The organism is Pseudomonas fluorescens group sp. PF-69, from assembly GCF_054481235.1.
The window spans coordinates 526,265-543,927 of sequence record NZ_JBTMNC010000001.1; the positions used below are offsets into that span (position 1 = coordinate 526,265).

17 protein-coding genes are annotated in these 17,663 nt (G+C 59.6%); 11 read left to right on the forward strand and 6 right to left on the reverse strand.

Translation table 11 applies throughout. The features are described from left to right. Nucleotides 1–130: 130 nt before the first annotated feature. The 10 genes from ACX3YF_RS02470 to ACX3YF_RS02515 all read left to right on the forward strand — a co-directional run bounded on the left by ACX3YF_RS02470 (nucleotide 131) and on the right by ACX3YF_RS02515 (nucleotide 7,159). A complete protein-coding gene (locus tag ACX3YF_RS02470; RefSeq protein ID WP_130203958.1) occupies nucleotides 131–1,105 on the forward strand; it encodes a KpsF/GutQ family sugar-phosphate isomerase in 975 nt (324 codons plus the stop codon). Continuing rightward, nucleotides 1,105–1,629, forward strand: a complete 525-nt coding sequence (locus ACX3YF_RS02475; protein WP_034147095.1) for a KdsC family phosphatase — start codon at nucleotides 1,105–1,107, stop codon at nucleotides 1,627–1,629. Before ACX3YF_RS02470 ends, ACX3YF_RS02475 begins: the two co-directional genes overlap by 1 nt. An 8-nt stretch (nucleotides 1,630–1,637) precedes the next feature. Continuing rightward, on the forward strand, nucleotides 1,638–2,210 hold the full coding sequence (gene lptC, locus ACX3YF_RS02480) for an LPS export ABC transporter periplasmic protein LptC (protein ID WP_047537727.1): 573 nt from the start codon (nucleotides 1,638–1,640) through the stop codon (nucleotides 2,208–2,210). After that, nucleotides 2,197–2,745 carry a lipopolysaccharide transport periplasmic protein LptA gene (lptA, locus tag ACX3YF_RS02485; RefSeq protein ID WP_130203956.1) on the forward strand — a complete coding sequence of 183 codons (549 nt, stop codon included), beginning with the start codon at nucleotides 2,197–2,199 and terminating at the stop codon, nucleotides 2,743–2,745. Before lptC ends, lptA begins: the two co-directional genes overlap by 14 nt. Further along, nucleotides 2,745–3,470 carry an LPS export ABC transporter ATP-binding protein gene (gene lptB / locus ACX3YF_RS02490; RefSeq protein WP_130203955.1) on the forward strand — a complete coding sequence of 242 codons (726 nt, stop codon included), beginning with the start codon at nucleotides 2,745–2,747 and terminating at the stop codon, nucleotides 3,468–3,470. Before lptA ends, lptB begins: the two co-directional genes overlap by 1 nt. A gap of 184 nt (nucleotides 3,471–3,654) precedes the next feature. After that, nucleotides 3,655–5,148, forward strand: coding sequence for an RNA polymerase factor sigma-54 (locus tag ACX3YF_RS02495; RefSeq protein WP_130203954.1), 1,494 nt, complete (start codon nucleotides 3,655–3,657; stop codon nucleotides 5,146–5,148). A 74-nt stretch (nucleotides 5,149–5,222) separates the two neighbouring features. Beyond that, nucleotides 5,223–5,531 carry a ribosome hibernation-promoting factor, HPF/YfiA family gene (gene hpf, locus ACX3YF_RS02500; protein WP_007941242.1) on the forward strand — a complete coding sequence of 103 codons (309 nt, stop codon included), beginning with the start codon at nucleotides 5,223–5,225 and terminating at the stop codon, nucleotides 5,529–5,531. A gap of 12 nt (nucleotides 5,532–5,543) precedes the next feature. Continuing rightward, complete coding sequence (gene ptsN, locus ACX3YF_RS02505; RefSeq protein WP_047537713.1) at nucleotides 5,544–6,008, forward strand: PTS IIA-like nitrogen regulatory protein PtsN; 465 nt, start codon at nucleotides 5,544–5,546, stop codon at nucleotides 6,006–6,008. Between the two features lie 2 nt (nucleotides 6,009–6,010). Continuing rightward, the gene (gene rapZ, locus ACX3YF_RS02510; protein WP_047537710.1) at nucleotides 6,011–6,868 is read left to right on the forward strand and encodes an RNase adapter RapZ; all 858 of its coding nucleotides are present in this window, start codon (nucleotides 6,011–6,013) and stop codon (nucleotides 6,866–6,868) included. 15 nt (nucleotides 6,869–6,883) lie between these two features. Continuing rightward, entirely contained in the window at nucleotides 6,884–7,159 is a 276-nt protein-coding gene (locus ACX3YF_RS02515) for an HPr family phosphocarrier protein (RefSeq protein ID WP_130203953.1), read from the forward strand. Nucleotides 7,160–7,248: 89 nt separating this feature from the next. Here ACX3YF_RS02515 and pmbA read toward each other — a convergent pair whose 3' ends face one another. Continuing rightward, nucleotides 7,249–8,595 (reverse strand): metalloprotease PmbA, encoded by a 1,347-nt coding sequence (gene pmbA / locus ACX3YF_RS02520; protein ID WP_130203952.1) that lies wholly within the window; start codon nucleotides 8,593–8,595, stop codon nucleotides 7,249–7,251. Nucleotides 8,596–8,703: 108 nt separating this feature from the next. Between pmbA and yjgA the strand changes: the two genes are divergently transcribed. After that, nucleotides 8,704–9,228: a ribosome biogenesis factor YjgA gene (yjgA, locus tag ACX3YF_RS02525; protein ID WP_047537701.1), complete on the forward strand. Its 525-nt coding sequence runs from the start codon at nucleotides 8,704–8,706 to the stop codon at nucleotides 9,226–9,228. Between the two features lie 48 nt (nucleotides 9,229–9,276). Here the strand turns inward: yjgA and tldD are convergent, their stop codons facing one another. The 5 genes from tldD to ACX3YF_RS02550 form a co-directional block, all read right to left on the reverse strand. Further along, on the reverse strand, nucleotides 9,277–10,719 hold the full coding sequence (tldD, locus tag ACX3YF_RS02530) for a metalloprotease TldD (RefSeq protein ID WP_130203951.1): 1,443 nt from the start codon (nucleotides 10,717–10,719) through the stop codon (nucleotides 9,277–9,279). Nucleotides 10,720–10,731: 12 nt separating this feature from the next. Next, the gene (locus tag ACX3YF_RS02535; RefSeq protein ID WP_130203950.1) at nucleotides 10,732–11,586 is read right to left on the reverse strand and encodes a carbon-nitrogen hydrolase family protein; all 855 of its coding nucleotides are present in this window, start codon (nucleotides 11,584–11,586) and stop codon (nucleotides 10,732–10,734) included. A 70-nt stretch (nucleotides 11,587–11,656) separates the two neighbouring features. Beyond that, entirely contained in the window at nucleotides 11,657–15,460 is a 3,804-nt protein-coding gene (locus tag ACX3YF_RS02540; RefSeq protein ID WP_130203949.1) for a YhdP family protein, read from the reverse strand. 75 nt (nucleotides 15,461–15,535) lie between these two features. Continuing rightward, entirely contained in the window at nucleotides 15,536–16,993 is a 1,458-nt protein-coding gene (gene rng, locus ACX3YF_RS02545) for a ribonuclease G (protein WP_047537689.1), read from the reverse strand. Nucleotides 16,994–17,050: 57 nt separating this feature from the next. Continuing rightward, complete coding sequence (locus tag ACX3YF_RS02550) at nucleotides 17,051–17,647, reverse strand: Maf family protein (protein WP_458946101.1); 597 nt, start codon at nucleotides 17,645–17,647, stop codon at nucleotides 17,051–17,053. Nucleotides 17,648–17,663 lie beyond the last annotated feature (16 nt).

The window sequence follows — 17,663 nt, forward strand, 5'->3', positions numbered from 1 at the left end:
CGAGACAGGCAAAAACGCTCATTTAGAGGGATTGAGCAGCATGGAATGACAATGCTCGACAAACATGCGTGAGGGTTTCGATCATAACCGCTATAATCGCCGCCTTTTCATCAGGCTATACGATTCAGACATGAGCCAATCCAGCGACCTGATTCAATCAGCACAACGCACCATCCGCCTCGAGGTAGAAGCCGTACAAAGCTTGCTGCCGCATATCGACGCAGATTTCGTACGCGCCTGCGAGATGATTCTGGCCAGCAAAGGCCGCGTAGTCGTGGTCGGCATGGGCAAGTCGGGGCATGTCGGCAACAAGATCGCCGCCACCCTGGCCAGCACCGGCACCACCGCATTTTTCGTGCACCCGGCCGAAGCCAGCCACGGCGACATGGGAATGATCACCCGCGACGACGTCATCCTGGCGCTGTCGAACTCCGGCTCGACCAATGAAATCGTCACCCTGCTGCCACTGATCAAGCGTCTGGGCATCCAGCTGATCAGCATGACCGGCAACCCGAACTCGCCGCTGGCCAAGGCCGCCGAGGTCAACCTGAACGTTCACGTCGAGCATGAAGCCTGCCCGCTGAACCTGGCCCCCACCTCCTCTACTACTGCGGCGCTGGTCATGGGCGACGCCCTGGCTGTCGCACTGCTGGAAGCGCGCGGCTTTACCGCTGAAGACTTCGCCTTCTCCCATCCCGGTGGAGCATTGGGCCGACGCCTGCTGCTGAAGGTGGAAAATGTCATGCACGCCGGGCAAGAGTTGCCACAGGTTCAGCGCGGCACCTTGCTCAAGGATGCGCTGATGGAAATGACCCGCAAGGGCCTTGGCATGACAGTCATCCTGGAGGCCGACGGCAAGCTGGCCGGGATCTTCACCGACGGCGACTTGCGCCGCACCCTGGACCGCAGCGTCGACATCCATAGCGCCACGATAGATCAGGTCATGACCGTGCACGGCAAGACCGCCCGCGCCGAGATGCTCGCCGCCGAGGCCCTGAAAATCATGGAAGATCATAAAATCAACGCATTGGTCGTGGTCGACAGCGAAGACCGCCCGGTCGGCGCCTTGAACATGCACGACTTGCTGCGTGCAGGAGTAATGTAATGAGCGCGGACCTGCTGCAACGCGGCCAACAGATCAAACTGGCAGTATTCGATGTCGATGGCGTCCTGACCGACGGGCGCCTGTACTTTCTCGAAGACGGCAGCGAATTCAAGACCTTCAATACCCTCGACGGCCAGGGCATCAAGATGCTGATGGCGGCCGGCGTCCAGACCGCGATCATCAGCGGCCGCAAAACCCCGGTGGTTGAACGACGGGCGAAAAACCTCGGCATCCCGCATCTGTACCAGGGGCGCGAAGACAAACTGGTGGTGCTCGACGAGCTTCTCGGCCAACTCAACCTAAGCTATGAGCAGGTCGCTTATCTAGGCGACGACTTGCCGGACCTGCCGGTGATTCGCCGCGTCGGCCTGGGCATGGCGGTGGCCAATGCCGCAAGCTTTGTGCGTGAACACGCTCACGGAGTAACCCAGGCCCGCGGTGGCGAGGGTGCCGCCCGCGAATTCTGCGAATTGATCCTGCGCGCCCAGGGCCGTCTCGATGCGGCCAACGCCGCGTACCTGTGAGCCAAACCATGCTGAACAAAAAAATTCGCAACATTCTGGTGTTCGGTTGCATTGCGGCGATTTTCGCCGCGGTCGGCTACTGGAACATCAGCCCGGAACGCTTCCTCGACAAGCCGATCGCGCATGTCGACGAAAGCGAAATCGATTATTACGCCACCAACGCCCACAGCGTGCAGTTCCTGCCCGATGGCAGGCTTCAATACGAAATGACTTCCGACAAGGTCGAGCACCTGAAAGCAAGCGAAGTCACGCTGCTGACCAACCCTGACCTGAACATGTTCCGCGGCACCGAGTTCCCGTGGCACGTCCAGAGCGAAAAGGGTGAGGTCAACCCGGACGGCACGCAGGTTGAATTGATCGATTCGGTACGCATCACGCGCTTTGACGAAAAAAACCGCAGAACCCTGATCACCACCACTCGAATGACAGTGTTCCCGCAGCAGCAATATGCGCAGACCGAGCAACCCGTTAGAATCGACGGCGCTGGCGGCGTATCGACCGGTACCGGAATGAAAGCGTATTTGAAAGAAAGCAGGATACACCTGCTTTCGAACGTAAGAGGACAGTATGAGGCTCGTTAAAACCCTCCCTATTTTGCTCAGTCTGGTCGCAGCACTGGGAAGCCTGAGCGCCTGGGCTCTGCCGAACGATCAAGAGCAGCCTATCCGCATTCAAGCCGATGACGCCCAACTGGACGACAAGAATGGCATTGCCACTTACAAAGGTGACGTGATCATTACCCAGGGCTCGATGAAAGTCACCGGCAACACCGTGACCATCACTCGCACGCCGACCGGCGATATCGATGTGGTGACCTCTGTGGGCAATCTCGCCTACTTCGAACAACTGCAAGCCCAGGGCGACACCAAGCCCGTCCAGGGCTGGGGAGTGACCATCCAGTACCACGCCGCGCAAAACCGCGTCGTACTGATCGATCGCGCCAAAGTCGTCGACAAGGACAACAACACCACCCAGGGCGAGAAAATCGTCTACGACACCGTCAAGAAGCTTGCGAGCGCTGGCCGTGCAACAGGCAACAAGGTCACCGAAGCGCGTCCGCGCATCGACATGGTGATCCAGCCGAAGAAGAAAACCGACGAGCAAAAGGCCCAGTAATGGCAACTCTGAAAGCTCAGCATCTGGCCAAGAGCTACAAGAGCCGCCAGGTCGTCCGTGATGTCAGCCTGTCCATCGACAGCGGTCAGATCGTTGGCCTGCTAGGCCCTAACGGTGCCGGCAAGACCACCTGCTTCTACATGATCGTGGGCCTGGTGCAGGCCGATCAGGGCCGCATACTGATCGACGACCTGGACGTCAGCCACCAGCCAATGCACGGCCGCGCCAAGGCCGGTATCGGCTATCTGCCGCAAGAAGCGTCGATCTTCCGCAAACTCTCGGTCGCCGACAACATCATGGCGATCCTCGAGACCCGCAAGGAACTCGACAAAGCCGGTCGCCGCAAGGAGCTGGAAAGCCTGCTGCAGGAATTCCACATCAGCCACATCCGCGACAACCTCGGCATGAGCCTGTCCGGTGGTGAACGCCGCCGCGTGGAAATCGCCCGGGCATTGGCCACCAACCCGAAATTCATCCTCCTCGACGAGCCCTTCGCCGGCGTGGACCCGATTTCGGTCGGCGACATCAAACAGATCATTCATCACCTCAAGGCCAAAGGCATTGGCGTGCTGATCACCGACCACAACGTCCGTGAAACCCTCGACATCTGTGAAACCGCCTACATCGTCAACGATGGCCAATTGATCGCCGAAGGCGACGCTGAAACCATCCTGGCCAACGATCTGGTCAAGGAAGTGTATTTGGGCCATGAGTTCCGCCTGTAAGCACCGAGGTGTCTGGCTAGTCGACCGAGCGCTTGTCTCGATAAAAAATCAACACTTTTTTATTGTTACAGCGCTCTAGGCAAACACTTCAGTTTCAGGCATATAATTTGCTTATGTTTGGCGCTCCGGCGCCCTGTAGTGGATGGCGCATGTGCGCCGGCGAATAAGGTGTTTAGCCCCTGCCATGAAACCATCGCTAGTCTTGAGAATGGGCCAGCAGCTGACGATGACACCGCAGCTGCAACAGGCCATCCGCCTGCTCCAATTGTCGACCCTGGACCTGCAACAGGAAATCCAGGAGGCCCTGGAGTCCAATCCGATGCTCGAACGCCAGGAAGAAGGCGACGACTTCGATAACAGCGACCCCTTGGCCGACAACGTCGAACAGAAACCCAACCCCGACATTCAGGAACCCTCCTACCAGGAAAGCGCACCGACGGTTGATAACCTCGAGGAAGGCGACTGGAACGAGCGTATCCCCAACGAACTGCCCGTCGATACCGCCTGGGAAGACGTTTACCAGACCAGCGCCAGCAGTCTGCCGAGCAACGATGACGACGAGTGGGATTTCACCACCCGCACATCGGCCGGTGAAAGCCTGCAAAGCCATTTGCTGTGGCAATTGAACCTGGCGCCCATGTCCGACACCGATCGCCTGATCGCCGTGACCCTGATCGATTGCATCAACAATCAGGGCTACCTGGACGAGACGCTCGAGGAGATCCTCGAAGCCTTCGACCCGGAGCTGGACATCGAGCTGGACGAAATCGAAGCCGTCCTGCACCGTATCCAGCAATTCGAACCCGCCGGGATCGGCGCCCGCAACCTGGGCGAATGCCTGCTGCTGCAATTACGCCAGTTGCCAGCTAAAACTCCTTGGCTCGCCGAAGCAAAGCGCCTGGTCACCGACTACATCGACTTGCTCGGCAGCCGCGATTACAGCCAGCTGATGCGCCGCATGAAGCTCAAGGAAGATGAGCTGCGCCAGGTGATCGAACTGGTTCAGAGCCTCAATCCGCGCCCGGGCTCGCAAATCGAATCCACTGAAGCCGAATACGTGGTTCCCGACGTGATCGTGCGCAAGGACAACGAGCGCTGGCTGGTGGAACTCAACCAGGAATCGGTTCCGCGTCTTCGGGTCAACGCCCAGTACGCCGGCTTCGTGCGTCGCGCCGACACCAGCGCCGACAACACGTTCATGCGCAATCAGTTGCAGGAAGCCCGCTGGTTCATCAAGAGCCTGCAAAGCCGCAATGAAACCCTGATGAAAGTTGCCACCCAGATCGTCGAGCATCAGCGCGGCTTCCTGGAATACGGCGACGAAGCCATGAAACCGCTGGTCCTGCATGACATCGCCGAGGCGGTTGGCATGCACGAGTCGACAATTTCACGGGTGACCACACAGAAATTCATGCATACCCCTCGGGGCATATATGAACTGAAGTACTTTTTTTCCAGCCATGTCAGCACCTCCGAAGGCGGCGAATGCTCGTCCACGGCGATCCGCGCGATCATCAAAAAACTGGTTGCCGCGGAAAATCAGAAAAAGCCGTTGAGTGACAGCAAGATCGCTGGTTTACTGGAGGCACAAGGCATTCAGGTGGCTCGCCGCACCGTCGCCAAGTACCGCGAATCCCTGGGGATCGCGCCTTCGAGCGAACGCAAGCGGTTGATGTAGAGCCACGCCACAGCGTTCCAGTGGTAGATCATTTGATCTACCGCTTTATGCACTGGCAACGAAGGAGAAGCTGTATGCAAGTCAACATCAGTGGACACCAACTGGAAGTGACCGAACCTCTTCGCACCTACATCGGCGAAAAACTCGAACGGTTAGAGAGGCACTTCGACAAGATCACCAACGTACAGGTCACGATGACCGTCGAAAAGTTGAAGCAGAAAATCGAAGCCACGCTGCATATTCCCGGCAATGAAGTGGTCGCGAACGCGGAACATACCGATATGTACGCGGCGATCGACGCACTGACCGACAAGCTGGATAAACAACTCAAAAAGCATAAGGAAAAGACCCAGAGCCTCCTACAGGGCGCTACCGGTCGTTAACACCCCCAACCCATGATCCGACTTGAAAGCATCCTGACCCCCGGCCGTTCCCTTGTGAACGTGCCGGGCGGCAGTAAAAAGAAAGCCCTCGAACAAATTGCCAACCTGATCGCCCGGGAAGTGCCGGATCTGGAGATGCAAGATGTCTTCGAGGCGTTGATTGCCCGTGAAAAACTCGGCTCGACGGGTTTTGGTAACGGCATCGCCATTCCCCACTGTCGCCTGAAGGGCTGCTCTTCACCCATCAGTGCCCTGATGCACCTCGATGCCCCCATAGATTTCGACGCCATCGACGGCGCACCGGTTGACCTGTTGTTCGTTCTACTGGTCCCGCAAGCCGCTACCGATGCGCACCTGGAGCTTTTGCGCCAAATTGCCAGCATGCTCGACCGCAAGGAAGTGCGCGAAAAACTGCGCAGCGCCCCGAGCAATGAAGCCTTGTATCAGGTTGTCCTGGACGAGCAAAACGGTCAGTAACCATGCGCTTGATCATCGTCAGTGGCCGCTCCGGCTCAGGTAAAAGCACCGCCCTTGATGTACTCGAGGACAGTGGCTACTACTGCATCGACAACCTTCCCGCCGGGTTGCTGCCGGAACTCGCCGAACGCGCATTGATCCACACCGAACTGGCACAGCCGCTGGTGGCCGTGTCCATTGATGCACGCAACCTGCCAAGTCACTTGTCGCGATTCCCCGAATTGCTCGAAGAAGTCCGCAGCCGGCATATCCAGTGCGATGTTCTGTACCTGGATGCCGACGAAGAAACCTTGCTCAAGCGTTTTTCGGAAACCCGTCGTCGTCACCCGCTGAGCAGTGCCAATCGTTCGCTGGCTGAAGCGATCAACGATGAAACCAGCCTGCTCGGCCCCATCGCCGACCTTGCCGATCTCAAAGTCAACACCACCAACCTCAACCTGTATCAGCTACGGGATACGATCAAACTGCGCTTGCTGAACCAGCCGGAACCCGGCACGGCATTCCTAGTGGAGTCCTTTGGTTTCAAGCGTGGCATGCCAGTGGATGCCGACCTGGTATTCGACGTGCGCTGCCTGCCCAATCCCTACTGGAAACCCGAGCTTCGAGCGCAGTCCGGGCTTGATCAACCCGTTGCCGAGTACCTCGCAGCCCAGCCGGATGTAGAAGAGATGTTCCAGGACATCTCCACCTATCTGCTCAAATGGTTGCCCCGCTTTGCCGCCAGCAACCGCGCCTATGTCACCATTGCCATTGGCTGCACGGGCGGGCATCACCGCTCCGTCTACCTGACCGAACGTTTAGGCAAGACGCTGCAACAATCCCTGAAGAACGTCCAGGTTCGCCACCGCGACCTCAGCTAAAGGATTCACACCGCGATGCCTGCTCAGGAAATCGAAATCATCAACAAGCTGGGCCTGCATGCCCGTGCTTCTGCAAAATTCGTCGGAGTCGCCGGTGAGTTCAAGGACTGCACGATCAGAGTCGGACGCACTCCGGAATCCACGGTCGACGGCAAAAGCATCATGGCAATGATGATGCTCGCGGCTGGCAAGGGCACCAAAATCTACATCAGCACCGAAGGCGAAGACGCGCAACGTGCACTGGATGCGTTGAAAGACTTGATCAACCGTTATTTCGACGAAGGCGAGTAAACGCCAATCCAGACCAAACCCGCTCAGTAGCCCAATAAAAAAGGCGCACCACCCAATCAGGTGGCGCGCCTTTTTTGTGACGAGCGGGTTTAGCTGCCCGCCACTGTCATTCGCTCGATCAGCACAGAACCCGTACGAATGTTGCTGCGCAGCTCCAGGTCGTTACCCACGGCAACGATCTGCTTGAACATGTCACGCATGTTGCCGGCAATGGTCACTTCCTGGACCGCGAACTGGATTTCACCGTTCTCGACCCAGTAACCGGCCGCGCCACGGGAGTAGTCGCCCGTGACCATGTTCAGGCCTTGCCCCATCAATTCGGTCACCAGCAGGCCACGCCCCATGCGACGCAGCAAGGCCGCCTGATCTTCATCACCATGGGTGACGAACAGGTTATGCACGCCTCCGGCATTCGCGGTGCTCGGCATGCCGAGCTTGCGACCGGAGTAAGTACCGAGGATGTAAGACACCAGCTCGCCCTTTTCAACGAACGGCTTCGCGTAAGTCGCCAGACCATCGCCATCGAAGGCCGCGCTGCCCAAGGCACGCATCAAGTGCGGACGCTCATCGATGGTCAGCCATTCAGGAAACAGCTTCTGACCCAGGGTGCCTTCAAGGAACGATGACTTGCGGTACAGGCTGCCGCCGGAAATCGCCGACAGGAAGCTACCGAACAAACCACCGGCCAACTCCGCGGAAAACAGCACCGGCACTTCGCAGGTTGGCACCGGACGCGCGCCGAGACGGCTTGCCGCCCGTTGTGCGGCACGCTGGCCAATGCTCACCGGATCAGCCAGCAAATTGCCCTGGCGGTTCACGTCATACCAATAATCGCGCTGCATCTGACCATCGGCCTCGGCGATCATCACGCAGCTCAGGCTGTGCCGGGTCGACGCATAACCGCCGATAAAACCGTGGCTGTTGCCATAGACACGGCAGCCTTGATGGGTGCTCAGCGTAGTGCCATCGGCATTCTTGATCCGGCTGTCGGCAGCAAATGCGGCCGCTTCACAGGCCAGCGCCTGCTCGATTGCCTGCTCCGGTGTGATATCCCATGGGTGGAACAGGTCGAAATCCTGAACGTCACGAGCCATCAGAGCGGCATCCGCCAGGCCCGACGCTTCGTCTTCCGAGGTGTGTTTGGCAATGGCCAAGGCGGCGGCCACGGTCTCACGAATCGCCTCCGGACCGCTGGCCGAGGTGCTGGCCGAACCCTTGCGCTGGCCAACGTACAAGGTGATGCCAAAACCCTGATCACGATTGAATTCGACGGTTTCGACTTCGCGCTGGCGCACCGTAGTCGACAGACCCTGCTCCAGGGATACCGCCACTTCACAGGCACTGGCCCCCTGGCGCCTGGCTTCAGCGATGATCTGCTCGACTTGTTCTTGCAGTGCCGGCAACGCTTGTGGGCCGACGCTTTCAACTGCACTCATGCTGTTCTCCACTCAAATTCTGCTTTCGGTATAGGTCATCGAGCGACCGGGCCGGACAAGCGGCCCCCGACTGGTTATCATGGCGGCGTTTCTTTGCGGACGGCCACCATGGTTGATTCTTACGACGACTCCCTCGATACGGGAGAAAAAAGCAAATCCCAGGTCAAACGCGAGCTGCATGCTCTGGTTGACCTTGGCGAACGCCTTACGACACTCAAGCCTGACTTGCTGGCAAAACTGCCCTTGACCGACGCTTTGCGCCGGGCCTTGGCCGATGCGCCCAAGCACACGGCGAACATCGCGCGTAAACGGCACCTCCAGTTCATCGGCAAACTGATGCGCGATCAGGACACTGACGCCATTCTGGTCTTGCTCGATCAACTCGATGCCTCCACTCGCCAATACAACGAACGCTTCCATAACCTGGAGCGCTGGCGTGATCGCCTGATCGCTGGCGACGATGCAGTCCTGGAAAAGTTCGTCATCGACTACCCGGAGGCTGATCGCCAGCAATTGCGCTCCCTGATCCGTCAGGCCCAGCACGAATTGGCGACCAACAAGCCACCGGCATCGAGCCGCAAAATCTTCAAGTACATCCGTGAGCTGGACGAGACTCAACGCGGTCTGCGCTGAGACTCTGATCGGGTGAGTCGCCTGGCGGCTCACCCGCAGCTCCACGCCTTACGCGCCCGTGCCACCCACGGTGATCGCATCAATTTTCAGCGTTGGCTGGCCGACACCCACCGGCACCGACTGCCCATCCTTGCCGCACGTCCCCACACCGCTGTCCAGCGACAGGTCGTTACCGACCATCGACACCTTGCTCATGGCTTCCGGCCCGTTGCCGATCAGGGTCGCGCCCTTGACCGGAGCGGTGATCTTGCCGTCCTCGATCAGATACGCCTCGCTGGTGGAGAACACGAACTTGCCGCTGGTGATGTCCACCTGGCCGCCGCCGAGGTTGGCGCAATAGATACCGCGCTTCACCGAGGCGATGATTTCGGCCGGATCGCTTTCACCGGCGAGCATGTAGGTGTTGGTCATGCGCGGCATTGGCAGGTGCGCGTAGGATTCGCGACGGCCGTTACCCGTACGGGCCACGCCCATCAGGCGCGCGTTGAGTTTGTCCTGCATGTAGCCTTTGAGTACGCCGTTTTCGATCAGCGTCGTGCACTCGGTCGGCGTACCTTCGTCGTCAACGCTCAAGGAGCCACGACGCCCCGCCAGGGTGCCGTCATCGACGATAGTGCAAAGCTTGGACGCAACCATCTCGCCCATGCGTCCGCTGTAGGCTGAACTGCCCTTGCGGTTGAAATCTCCCTCCAGACCGTGGCCGACCGCTTCGTGCAGCAACACACCCGACCAACCGGAGCCAAGCACCACCGGCAACGTACCGGCCGGCGCCGGAATGGCCTCCAGGTTGACCAGCGCCTGTCGCAGCGCTTCACGGGCATAGCCCATGGCGCGATCTTCGGCGAGGAAATAACGGTAATCGGTGCGACCGCCACCGCCATGCCCGCCGCGCTCACGACGGCCGTTCTGCTCGACGATCACGCTGACATTGAAACGCACCAGAGGTCGCACATCCGCCGCCAGCCCGCCGTCGGTGGAGGCCACCAGAATCCGTTCCCAGACACCCGCCATACTGACGGTGACTTGCTGGATGCGCGGATCAAGCGCGCGCGTCGCGGCATCGATGCGTTTGAGCAGATCGACTTTCTCGGCACGGGTCAGCACTTCCAGAGGATTGTCTGCCCCATATAACTGCGCGACATCCTGGGTGGTGAACGCCTGCACGGTGCCGTTTTGCCCGGCCCGAGAGATCGAGCGGGCGGCACGGGCCGCCGCGCCCAGGGCTTCCAGAGTGATGGCGTTGCTGTAGGCAAAACCGGTCTTTTCACCCGATTGCGCCCGCACGCCCACTCCCTGGTCAAGGTTGAAGCTGCCTTCCTTGACGATGCCGTCTTCCAGCGCCCAGGACTCGGATATCTGCCCCTGGAAATACAGGTCGGCGGCATCGATTCCCGGGCCTGCCAGATCGCCGAGCACACCCTGCAGGCTCTCGATCGTTACGCCGCCAGGCGCCAGGAGGTGATCACTGACTGAGGACAACAACTCGCTCATATGCTTTATGCCTTAAATTCGTCGTTCTGATGCAGGCCGCTGGGCGCCCTGCGAGAAAAAGCGCCGGTGACTGGACACCGGCATCCGCGCCCGGATGGACGCCTGTTCGCTGCTGTCTATCTCGGCCAGCAGCACGGCCTCGCCTTGATCCTGTTGCGCCAGCACGCGCCCCCATGGGTCGATGATGGCGGCATGCCCCCAGGTTTCACGCGGCCCCGGATGCGTCCCACCCTGGGCGGCCGCGAGCACATAACACTGGGTTTCAATGGCCCGCGCGCGAATCAACACGTCCCAATGCGCCGCACCGGTCACGGCAGTAAAGGCCGATGGTGCGGTAATCAGCTCCGCGCCGACAGCACGCAATTCGCTGTACAACTCCGGGAATCGCAGGTCATAACAGACCGTCAGGCCGACTCGCCCCACCGGTGTGTCCGCGACCACGACACCACTGCCATAAGCATAGTCATCGGATTCGCGATAACGGCCGCGATTGTCTGCCACGTCAACGTCGAACAAATGCAGCTTGTCGTAACGCGCCACCGTCTCACCCCGGTCATCGACCAGCAACGAGCAGGCGTGCACCTTGGCTGCCGGCTGGTCCACCGGCGGCAGCGGCAAGGTGCCGGCCACAATCCATAACTTGAGGTCGCGAGCGGTCTGTTTCAACCAGGGCAGGATCGGGCCTTCGCCCAGCGCCTCGGCGCGGCCGATGTCGGCAATGTCGCGCCGGCCCATGGCCGCGAAGTTTTCCGGCAGCACGGCAAGCGCCGCACCACCGGCTGCTGCCTGCTCGAGCAATCGACGGGCCTGGGCCAGGTTGGCCAGCACATCGCTCTGGCTGACCATTTGAATCACCGCTACAGACATGGCGCGCTCCTGAATGGATAGACGTCCATGCTACTCCATAGGCCTGGAGTGTGCGTTCTGAAAAAGAGCGTCAAAAAGGCTTGTCGTAGGTGATTTTCGGTTCTTTCCATGGCCCCTTGACGGTGTACTTCACACTGGCAAAACGGGCCACGCGGTCACCGATCAACTTGTCGATCAGGAACAGAGCACCGCCGACGGCAGGCGCGCCCACGATCAGGGCGGCAATTGGCAGGTTATTGGTCACCGGCAACGTCACCATCAGCTTGGCGTCGATCTGATCGCCCACCAGGTTCAGGGTGCCGTTGAGCTCAACATTACTCGACGGGCCGGTCATCTGGATGGGCTCACGGGTCACATAGACGCCATTGGTCGCCACCAGCAGCCCCTTGACCCGGTCATAGCTCAAGCCTTTGCCGAACAGGTCGGAGAAATCCAGGCGCAATCGCCGGCCGATGGAGTTGAAGTTGAGCAGGCCGAACACTCGCAACGCCTGTGCACCGCCTTCAACTTCAACAAACTGGCCCTCACTCATTGAGGCATCAAGGGTCCCGGAGAAACGCTTGCTGGCCAGCCAGGCCGGTGAACCGGGCCAACGGCCATCGACATCCATACGGAATTCCTGGCTGGTCACGCTCGGTGCGAAGCCCCATCCCTTGAGTACATCCGCCAGGTTCTTGCCACTGATCCGCCCCTTGTACCAGCTTGTGCTGGAGCCGGGCGCGCCTTCCCAGCCTCCGCTGCCTTGCAACAGGATGCCCTTGAGGCCCATATCCAGTGAGTTGAGGGCAATCCCCTTGGCCGTCGGACGAACCTTGAGTGACCAGGCGCCGACCAGATCATTGCCCTGGAACAGCTGATTGATGGTGATATCCAGCGCCGGGATCTTCGTCGGATCCACGGAGGCCAGCGGGTCCGGCGAGTTTTCGTCGGCAAGGACCTTCGGATCAGGTGCCGGCAAGCGCACATATTGCAGATTGATGACCATCGGCGCAGCTTTCGCATCAGGAATGCTGGCGGCGCCCTTGACCTGCTGGCTGTCGAGCTGCAAAGCCCAGGCAGCCGGTTTGCGCGTCAACTGCACCGATGCCTGATCCAGAGTGGTGCCCAGCGCGCTGAGCTTGCCAACCTTGAAATCCGCGCCGCTGAGCAACTGTTTGGCACTGCCGCCCGGATCTTGCCCAGCGTACTTGTTCGCCAGGTCCTGCCAGGGGCCGACATCCAGCTCCGATAGCACGCCGCGCACCCGCAGGCCTTTGGCAGCAGGCAACACGGCATTGCCATTACCCAGGAACAATTCACCGCGACCCTCGGCAAAATTTCCGGGAGGCGCGGCGAAGGTGAAGTTCGCCAATTCGCCGTAATTCACCCAATAGCGTCGCTCCGCTCCCTGCAACGTCATGCGGAATGTCGTATCGCGCCCGGTTTCGGCGGACATGCCGAAAGGGGCCGGCAAATCGATGGCGACACCTTTGAGACTGGAGCTGACCATCAACTGGCTATCGCCACCGTCGAGGGTCAGTTGCAATTGATACGGGATCACACCGCTCGCCGGCAGCGGCTGGGTGACGTTCAGCCAGTTCGCGAGTTTCTTGACTTCGACTTGCCCCGTGGCCGTGACACGGGTATTGAGCCTGCCTTCACGACCATCGGCGAATATCCGCGCACTCACCGGTTTGTCGAAGGCTCGTGCCGTGATGTTCTGGCCGCTCAAGCCTTTGCTGCTATCGAAACGAAAATCACCTTTGAGCTGAGTCAACTCAAGGGGGGGCTCGGGCAATTTCAGTCGAGCCTTTGCCGTTTTGAAGTCGACGAGGATCTTCGGCTGCTCGCCTTTGACCAACGGGATATCCAGCTTCAGTTTACCTTGCAGATCCCCCTCGCCTTCCCAGCCGGCGAACGTCTCGGCAGTACCGATTGGCGCTTCCTTGAGAATTTTCAGGCCGTCACCCAAGCCGCCGGCAAACCCGCCGTCAAGGAACAGATGAGCGCTCTGTCCTGCCGGAGCGTGAGGAATGTTGACGTAAATATCGCTGACCTGGGTGTCGAGCAACTGCCCCTTGCTGGCCAGAATCCGCACGCCGCTGTCCTCGACGAACACGTCCCCCGTGACCTTGCTGACATGCGGCCAGCCCGGCTGAAACGCCAACTCGGCATCGTGCACTTTGAAAAACAGGCTGATGCTGCGGGCGGCATCTTCGGCGCCGTGATTCAGCGAGCCCTGGTACTGGAAGAAACCTTGATCGACTGCCCCCTTGAGAATCGCGGTACGCAGCCATTCGTCGAGTGAAGGGCTCAGGACCGCCGGCAAGTACTTGGCGGTATAGCGACCGTCCCCGTCGACCATGCCGACCCGCAGGTCCATGTAGTCTTCCTGGTTGTGGTCAAAATGCAGCCGGATCAGGAAGTCACCGGCAATCTTGCCTTCCTCGCCCAAGACCTTCAGGTACGGCGCGATCAGGGTGAAGCCTTCTTTATCGAGTTTCCAGGTCAACCGGGCATTGGCCTGAATGTATTGCCATGGCTTGGCGAAAATCGGGTCCAGGTGCAGCAGGAAATCCTTGCTGTCCATGCGCAGCTCGCCGTGCCCCAGGTCCCCGCTGATACTGCCGCTGACATTCCGTGCCGCCGGAGCGCCGTGGTAGGCGTCGAAGCCGACCCGATCAAGATTGGCAGCAAAGCTGAACTTGCTGTCGTCGGTGGCATTGGGCCGCACGTCGATCAGAACGTTGCGCAGGCCACCGATGACCTTGAGCCGCTCGACCGTCGTGGCGAAACCTTCAGGTAATGGCGCCAGGGCATTGAGCAGCGGTGTGAGCGGAGTGAGCTCGAGGCGGTCGGCTTGCAGGTGCCAAACCTCTTCTGCCTTGTCGGTGGCTGCCAGCTGCTTGAGCTGCAAGCGTGATTCCCAGCGAGTCTCGCCGAGGTTCATGGCCAGAGAGTCCAGGGTGACTAACATGCCGTCGGCGCTGCGCTGAAAATAGCCGTTGAGCGCCAGATTATTGATCTGGACCGGCTTGCGCTCGGCATAGGCACCTTTGATTTGAGGCGCGTTCAACCGGATGGCGGCACTTTGCAAGGCACCTTGGCCCCAGGCGGCCCACAACTCGCCACCGGCCTTGATCTGCGAGAAATTCCATTGCTGGGAAACGCTTTCGGGCAGCCATTTCGACCAGTCACTTTGCGGCAGGCTCAGGTAGACGTCCGCCCCACCCTCCTTCCATCGGCTGGCCTGAATGCGGGTACGCAGGCTCATCGCCATCGGCTGGCCATCAGGCAGGGTCAAGCGAACATCGAGCCGCTGGCGGTATACACCGGTTTTCAGATTCAGACCAACGTAAGTCAGGCTAAGGGGCGATTCCCCCCACGGCTGCAACGTGATTTGACTGTCGAGCACCGACAACTGCTGGACCATTTGCAGGCTATTGAGCAACTGCTCCGGGTCGAGGGGCTGATCGTTCCTGACCGGCAAACCTTCCAGCGCCCACTCCCCCTCATTGCCTTGCTTGAGGCTGATCTTCAGGCCATTGAGTTCCAGGTGGGCAATACGTATCTCGCGCGCCAGCAGACTGGCCCAGAGGTCCGGCACCGCCCGCACCTTTTCCAGGTGCAGGGCATTGGCACCCTCACCGACCGTCACATCGTGGGCCGAAAGAATAGGCGCGAAGCCGCTCCAACTGCCTTTCAGCTCGCCAATCTGCAGCGGCATGCCCAAGGCGGCGCTGGCCTTGCTCTCGACTTCACCACGATACTCGGCCACCAACGGCGTCAGCTCACGGCCAAGGCTGACGTACAATGCCATCAATACCAAAACCAACGCGCACAGGCCCAGACCCCAGCGGGTCAGTGCGGCCAATATGCGTGTCAGACGCTCCATGTCAGTTGGCTCCCATGGCAAATGTTTTGCAAAAAGCTGAGGCCAGCCGTTCAGGAAAAGTTAAAGCGTAGCGAATCAGAGCAACACCACGTCGTATTGTTCCTGGGAATACATGGTTTCCACCTGGAAACGAATCGTGCGGCCGATAAACCCTTCGAGCTCGGCGACATTGCCCGACTCCTCATCGAGCAGACGATCGACAACTTTCTGGTTCGCCAATACACGATAGCCTTCCGCCTGATAGGCGCGAGCTTCGCGGAGGATTTCGCGGAAGATTTCGTAGCAGACGGTTTCCGGGGTCTTCAATTTGCCGCGGCCCTGGCAACTGCTGCACGGCTCGCACAGAACCTGCTCGAGGCTTTCGCGGGTGCGTTTACGGGTCATCTGCACCAGGCCCAACTCGGTGATACCGATGATGTTGGTCTTGGCGTGGTCGCGCTCCAATTGCTTCTCGAGCGTGCGCAGCACTTGACGCTGGTGCTCTTCATCTTCCATGTCGATGAAGTCGATGATGATGATCCCGCCCAGATTACGCAGGCGCAGCTGTCGAGCAATCGCGGTCGCGGCTTCCAGGTTGGTCTTGAAGATGGTTTCTTCCAGGTTGCGATGACCGACGAACGCCCCGGTGTTGACGTCGATGGTGCTCATGGCTTCCGCCGGGTCGACCACCAGATAACCGCCAGACTTGAGCGGGACTTTGCGTTCCAGGGCTTTCTGGATTTCGTCTTCGACGCCGTACAGGTCGAAAATCGGCCGTTCGCCGGGGTAATGTTCCAGACGATCGGCGATCTCCGGCATCAGTTCGGCGACGAACTGCGTGGTTTTCTGGAAGGTTTCCCGGGAGTCGATGCGAATTTTTTCGATCTTCGGGCTCACCAGGTCACGCAAGGTACGCAGCGCCAAACCAAGGTCTTCGTAGATCACACTCGGTGCGCTGATGGTTTTGATCTGCGCATTGATCTGATCCCAGAGCCGGCGCAGGTAGCGGATGTCCATGAGGATTTCATCGGCACCCGCGCCTTCCGCCGCGGTACGCAGGATAAAACCGCCGGCCTCCTTGATGCCTTCTTTGGCGACGCAATCGGAGACCACCTGCTTGAGACGCTCACGCTCGGCTTCATCTTCGATTTTCAGCGAAATGCCGACATGAGCCGTACGCGGCATGTAGACCAGATAACGCGAAGGGATCGACAGCTGGGTGGTCAATCGGGCGCCTTTGGAGCCGATCGGGTCCTTGGTGACTTGCACCACCAGGCTCTGCCCTTCATGAACCAGGGCACTGATGCTCTCGACCGCCGGGCCTTCGCGCAGGGAAATTTCCGAAGCATGAATGAACGCGGCGCGATCCAGACCGATATCGACGAAAGCGGCCTGCATGCCAGGCAACACCCGTACGACCTTGCCTTTATAGATGTTGCCAACGATGCCGCGCTTTTGCGTACGTTCGACATGGACCTCTTGCAGGACACCGTTTTCAACCACCGCCACGCGCGATTCCATCGGCGTGATGTTGATCAGGATCTCTTCACTCATGGCAGGGTCTCGTTCAGGCATGTTCACGGTAATGGCCACATCTGGTCAGTACAACGCTTAACGCGCATTATGGTTTTGCCAACAGGGTATGCCGAAATGGCCGAGCAGTTCTGCGGTTTCGCACAGCGGCAAGCCAACCACCGCCGAGTAACTTCCATTGAGCCCGGCGACAAACACCGCACCCAGTCCTTGAATTCCATAACCACCGGCCTTGTCCTTCGGCTCGCCGCTGGCCCAGTAGGCCGTTGCCTCATCGCTGCTTATCGGGCGAAAACGCACCACGCTACGCACCACCCGCGACTCGCAACGCTCACCTTCGAGTACAGCGATCGCCGTCAGGACTTCATGCTCACACCCGGACAACATCTTCAGCATGGCGCAAGCGTCAGCTTCATCAACCGGCTTGCCGAGAATTTTCCCGTCGAGCACCACGGCGGTATCGGCTCCCAGCACGCAAAACGGAGCGCCGGACTGCACGACATCGCGCCCGGCCGCAGCCTTGCCACGCGCCAGACGCTCGACATAGGCCGATGGGGATTCGTGAGCTAAAGGAGTTTCATCGATGTCCGCACTGACGGCGGAAAACGGCACGCCGATCTGCGTAAGCAGTTCACGTCGACGCGGCGAGCCAGAGGCGAGGTATAGCGACTTCATCAAGACATCTCCCTTG

What these genes read in the sequence shown, in the direction of transcription:
- ACX3YF_RS02550 (WP_458946101.1), bottom strand. Translation starts at nt 17,647, where the DNA reads ATGAAGTCGCTATACCTCGCCTCTGGCTCGCCGCGTCGACGTGAACTG.
- lptA (WP_130203956.1), top strand. Translation starts at nt 2,197, where the DNA reads ATGAGGCTCGTTAAAACCCTCCCTATTTTGCTCAGTCTGGTCGCAGCA.
- ACX3YF_RS02495 (WP_130203954.1), top strand. Translation starts at nt 3,655, where the DNA reads ATGAAACCATCGCTAGTCTTGAGAATGGGCCAGCAGCTGACGATGACA.
- yjgA (WP_047537701.1), top strand. Translation starts at nt 8,704, where the DNA reads ATGGTTGATTCTTACGACGACTCCCTCGATACGGGAGAAAAAAGCAAA.
- ACX3YF_RS02535 (WP_130203950.1), bottom strand. Translation starts at nt 11,586, where the DNA reads ATGTCTGTAGCGGTGATTCAAATGGTCAGCCAGAGCGATGTGCTGGCC.
- rapZ (WP_047537710.1), top strand. Translation starts at nt 6,011, where the DNA reads ATGCGCTTGATCATCGTCAGTGGCCGCTCCGGCTCAGGTAAAAGCACC.
- ACX3YF_RS02470 (WP_130203958.1), top strand. Translation starts at nt 131, where the DNA reads ATGAGCCAATCCAGCGACCTGATTCAATCAGCACAACGCACCATCCGC.
- hpf (WP_007941242.1), top strand. Translation starts at nt 5,223, where the DNA reads ATGCAAGTCAACATCAGTGGACACCAACTGGAAGTGACCGAACCTCTT.
- lptC (WP_047537727.1), top strand. Translation starts at nt 1,638, where the DNA reads ATGCTGAACAAAAAAATTCGCAACATTCTGGTGTTCGGTTGCATTGCG.
- tldD (WP_130203951.1), bottom strand. Translation starts at nt 10,719, where the DNA reads ATGAGCGAGTTGTTGTCCTCAGTCAGTGATCACCTCCTGGCGCCTGGC.
- lptB (WP_130203955.1), top strand. Translation starts at nt 2,745, where the DNA reads ATGGCAACTCTGAAAGCTCAGCATCTGGCCAAGAGCTACAAGAGCCGC.
- ACX3YF_RS02540 (WP_130203949.1), bottom strand. Translation starts at nt 15,460, where the DNA reads ATGGAGCGTCTGACACGCATATTGGCCGCACTGACCCGCTGGGGTCTG.
- rng (WP_047537689.1), bottom strand. Translation starts at nt 16,993, where the DNA reads ATGAGTGAAGAGATCCTGATCAACATCACGCCGATGGAATCGCGCGTG.
- ptsN (WP_047537713.1), top strand. Translation starts at nt 5,544, where the DNA reads ATGATCCGACTTGAAAGCATCCTGACCCCCGGCCGTTCCCTTGTGAAC.
- pmbA (WP_130203952.1), bottom strand. Translation starts at nt 8,595, where the DNA reads ATGAGTGCAGTTGAAAGCGTCGGCCCACAAGCGTTGCCGGCACTGCAA.
- ACX3YF_RS02475 (WP_034147095.1), top strand. Translation starts at nt 1,105, where the DNA reads ATGAGCGCGGACCTGCTGCAACGCGGCCAACAGATCAAACTGGCAGTA.
- ACX3YF_RS02515 (WP_130203953.1), top strand. Translation starts at nt 6,884, where the DNA reads ATGCCTGCTCAGGAAATCGAAATCATCAACAAGCTGGGCCTGCATGCC.